A 3,435-nucleotide genomic window follows, 5' to 3' on the forward strand; every position below is an offset into this window, starting at 1 on the left:
GAGGGAGATACCGGATCGCCCCCGAATGGTTGGCCCCACCAGCTGAAAACTGATCAACTTGACGTGATGCGCGACGACTTAACTCCGCGGCATTGTTTGTAGAGCCCGATGGTCGATTCCATCAGGGCGTTGTCGAGGGCGTCCCCGACGGTGCCGATGGACGCGGCGATCTGTTCGGCGGCCAGGTGGGCGGCGAGCCGGAAACTGGTGTACTGCGATCCGGCATCGGAGTGGTGGATCAACTCCCGTGCGGTGATGGGGTTTCCGGCCCGGTCACGCTGCCACAGCCCCATTTCCAGTGCGGACAGCACCAGCGGGGTCTGTTTGTTTGTCGCTGCGGACCAGCCGACGATCCGGCGGGAGAAGGTGTCGACGACGAAGGCGACATAGACGGTGCCGGACCAGGTGGCCACGTAGGTGAAGTCCGCGACCCACACCCGGTTCGGAGCACTGGCCACGAACTGCCGGCCGAGCCGGTCCGGCGCCCGCTCGGCCTCCCTGTCCGCCACCGTGGTGACGACTTTCTTCCCGCGCACCGCCCCGACCAGGCCCTCGGCCTTCATCAGGCGCTCGACGGTGCACCGGGCCACCTGATGACCCTGACGCTTGAGCTCCCGCCCAGATCTTGCGGGCTCCGTAGACGCTGTAGTTGTCCCGGTAGATGCTGACGATCAGCGGCGCCAGTCCCGCGTCCCGCAGGGCACGGGCCGACATGGGACGTTTCTTGTACGCGTAATAGGTGGAGGGGTGGATGCTGCAGTCGTGCTCGGTGAGGGTCCTGCAGATCGGCTCGACTCCGCCGAAGCGGTCCCGGTGCTCGTCGATGAACGCTACGAGCGTGTGTGTGGCCGGTCGAGCTCGGCCGCGAAGAAAGACGCCGCAGCCTTCAGGATCTCGTTCGCCCGCTTCAGCTCGGCGACCTCCTTCTTGAGGGCCTTGAGCTGGGCGGATTCCTCGGTCGTGGTCCCGGTCCGGGCTCCGGCGTCGACCTCGGCCTGACGCACCCAGTTCCGCAGGGACTCCGGGCCGATGTCGAGCTTCGCGCCGATCGATCGGATCGCCGCGGACTCGGTCTTGTACTGATCACGAGTCTCCAGGACCAGACGCACGGCCCGCTCCTTGAGCTCCTTGGGGTATTGCTTCGCCATAACGGACTCGATCCTTCCAAGAGATCGAGTCTCGATCAAACTCGGAACGGTTCAATGAGGTCCCTGTGGTCGCCGTAGGCAACGTCTCGTCTCAGGCTGGACTCACGCAACAGTTCGACGAATCGACGCGCCCGAGATCGGGAAGCCGAGCGTGCAGCGTTGCGGAGTGCCGCGAACCGTCTCCTTGCCGGCACCCCACTGCGGTCAGAGTCAGGGAAGCTCACAGCCACCGGTCGAGGTCGAGGACGTACGTTCGGAAGACGTCGAGGTCCTGGTTCCGGACGTCGGAGAGGTTCTCGAAGCCCTGGTCGGCCAGCCAGCGGGCGATTACCCGTATGTCGATGATCCAGTAGGGGAAAGTTCCGAGGCGGGGACGGGGGAGGTGGGCGGGTGCCAGGTGAGAATCCAGCCGGCGGTAAGCGCCACCGCGCCGCCTGCCAGGGCGATTGCGCCGCCTGTTCCAATGCCTGCGGCCACCGAGCCCAAGCAAACCGGTCCGACGCCCTGCAGCGTCATGCTGCCGGAGCCGAGCAAGCCGAAGGCCTGGCCTTGGCCGTCCTGCGGCAGGGCGTCCAGGAACGGGCGTTGCAGGCCGAGATTGTAGGCGTATCCGAGGCCGCTGAGCAGCAGCAGACAGGACGAGACGCCCACTCCGGGCTCGGCAGCAAAGCCGATCAGCGGCAGCCCCGCCAGCGCAATCAACGGGACTACCAGTCGCTCCCGGGAGCGTGGCCGTAGCAGTCGACCCACCAGCAGGTCACCGACAAGCATGCCAACCGGCAGACAGCCCATCAGCACCGCGTACCAGCCGGGCGCGAAGTGGCGTTCTCCCGCGTAGGCGACGATGAGGCCTTCCGCACCCGCTACGAGCGCGACGGGTAGCCACTGGGCCAGCATCAGTCGTCGCACTGTGCGTCCGCGCAGCAGCAGGCCTGCACCCTGCAGGCTTGCACGGACGGCCCCGCTATCGCCCCCATCGCTGCCTGGTGTGCCGCCGAACTCTCCCGGCTGCGGCCGGGGTAGCCGGATGCGGATAGCAAGCGCGCAGCCGAGGTAGAGGACGGCGCTGACCGCGAGCGCCCGGCGTGGGCCGAGTGCCGCGACGACCGCACCTCCCAGCGCCAGACCGAACAATTGCGCGCCGGCGCCAGCGATGTTGTTCAGTGAACGGCCCAGTACATAGGCGTCACCCTCCATCGACTGAGCGACCAGCCGACTCGACGCGCCGTGAAACACCGGTGTGGCGAGGGAGACCAGCGCCACGACACCGAGGCTTGCCGCGACCGGCATCCGCACCAGGGCGAGCAGCAGGGCGGCGGCGCACGTCAAGGCGTAGCCGCCGGTAATGAGCGCGCGGGGCGGCAGTCGGTCGGCCAGTGAGCCCAGCAACAGCGAGCCGAACAGCTGCGGGATGAAGCCGATGCCGAAGGCCACTGCGCTCAGCAGCGCGGAGCCGGTGGCCGAGAAGACCAGAACCGAGAACGTGGTGATCCGCAGCGCGTCCGCAGTGATCGAGACGGCGCGGGTTGAGAAGAGCAGCCGGAATCGCGGCTCGGCCAGCACCTCCCGGTAGGTGGCACGGTGGTTGCTCTGCGCGGGTTCGGCGGTTGGGGTCATGACGCCCAACCTCGCCGTGTGCCCATGCCACTCACCAATGATTCGTCGCTGGACGAATCGGAACAACGTCCCGCAGTAGCATGGCAGAGTGCTGCGCTTCGAAGTCTCCGTCGAGGACCTGCTGCGCAGCCGCTTCGCGCTGTCGCCCGCGATGGACCTGTGCTTCCTGCTGGGCTCGCTCGCCGGCCGAGACAGGCCGCTGCCGCGAGCCTGGGCCACCCGACTCATGCCGGCCTTTGAACGGCTTCGCCGCGAGACCGAACTGAACGCCGCCCTCGCCCTGCACACCCCGCGCGGGGGCGGACCGAACTTCGTCGCCCCGCCCCCGCGCGGCCTCAACCAGACCTGGGCGGACGACCTGGCCATGATCCGGGCCACACCGCTGGAAGCGGCCCGCCACGAATTCGCCACCAACGCGACCGGCCCGTCCGCCCGTGACCCCCGCGTGCGCGCAGTGCTGGACTCGACGGACGCCGTCTCCAGGATCGCCAAGGCGATGGACCGGGCATGGCACGAACTGCTCGCCACGGACTGGCCGCAACTGCGCGCGATCTGTTGTCGGCGTACACACTTACGTGGCTCTGGCAAGATTTTCGTAGCCGGAGATCATCCTGGTGCCGCGGCAGTCTGGTTTGCGGGGTGGGTAGCCTTTGAGTGCGTTCTGTTGAAC

2 protein-coding genes and 2 pseudogenes are annotated in these 3,435 nt (G+C 67.5%); 1 reads left to right on the forward strand and 3 read right to left on the reverse strand.

Annotated features, from left to right (window positions below):
- Positions 1-53: 53 nt before the first annotated feature.
- From ABZY11_RS43560 to ABZY11_RS43570, 3 genes and pseudogenes are all read right to left on the reverse strand, one after another.
- Positions 54-605 (reverse strand): annotated as a pseudogene (locus ABZY11_RS43560) (IS3 family transposase); the annotation flags it as partial.
- Between the two features lie 225 nt (positions 606-830).
- On the reverse strand, positions 831-1,148 hold the full coding sequence (locus ABZY11_RS43565; protein WP_329838130.1) for a transposase: 318 nt from the start codon (positions 1,146-1,148) through the stop codon (positions 831-833).
- Between the two features lie 327 nt (positions 1,149-1,475).
- Positions 1,476-2,765, reverse strand: coding sequence for an MFS transporter (locus ABZY11_RS43570; protein ID WP_356484481.1), 1,290 nt, complete (start codon positions 2,763-2,765; stop codon positions 1,476-1,478).
- An 88-nt stretch (positions 2,766-2,853) separates the two neighbouring features.
- On the opposite strand from ABZY11_RS43570, the pseudogene ABZY11_RS43575 reads away from it, so the two are divergent.
- A pseudogene (locus ABZY11_RS43575) lies at positions 2,854-3,435 on the forward strand (ArsR family transcriptional regulator); the annotation flags it as partial.

This window comes from Streptomyces sp. NPDC006510, from assembly GCF_040611955.1.
Lineage (GTDB): Bacteria > Actinomycetota > Actinomycetes > Streptomycetales > Streptomycetaceae > Streptomyces.